Source organism: Phytoactinopolyspora endophytica, from assembly GCF_004138495.1.
GTDB classification, from domain to species: domain Bacteria; phylum Actinomycetota; class Actinomycetes; order Jiangellales; family Jiangellaceae; genus Phytoactinopolyspora; species Phytoactinopolyspora endophytica.
Map to the genome: position 1 here is coordinate 190572 of NZ_ML142852.1, position 471 is coordinate 191042.

Annotated in this window: 1 pseudogene; it reads right to left on the minus strand. The window is 66.7% G+C overall.

What is annotated here, in order from left to right:
- Window positions 1-471 (minus strand): annotated as a pseudogene (locus tag ELR45_RS40645) (DNA-directed RNA polymerase subunit beta'); the annotation flags it as partial.

Consider the following 471-nt stretch of genomic DNA (forward strand, 5'->3'; position numbering starts at 1 on the left):
TCGCCGCCTCTGTGAGCACCCGCGTAGTCTCCTGGAACGACGCGGCGGACAGCCACGAATCGGTCGCAAGCGAGGCCTTGGTGATCCCCATCAGCTGCGGCCGTCCAGAAGCCGGCGGTCCGCTCTCGGCGACGACCCGACGGTTCTCCTCTTCGAACCGGGAGCGCTCGACCAGCTCACCTGGGAGCAGGTTGGTTTCCCCGCTCTCCAGCACCGTGATCCGTCGCAGCATCTGCCGGACGATGATCTCGATGTGCTTGTCGTGGATGGACACACCCTGCGAACGGTAGACCTCCTGGACCTGGTCGGTCAGGAAGACCTGCACCGCCCGCTGACCCAGGACCCTGAGCACGTCGTGCGGGTCGGCCGTACCCGAATGCAGCAGCTCACCGACGTCGATGTGGTCGCCGTCCTGGACACGCCACTGGGCGATCCCGGGAGCCCGCCTGTTGCTCCACTCGTAGACACGCC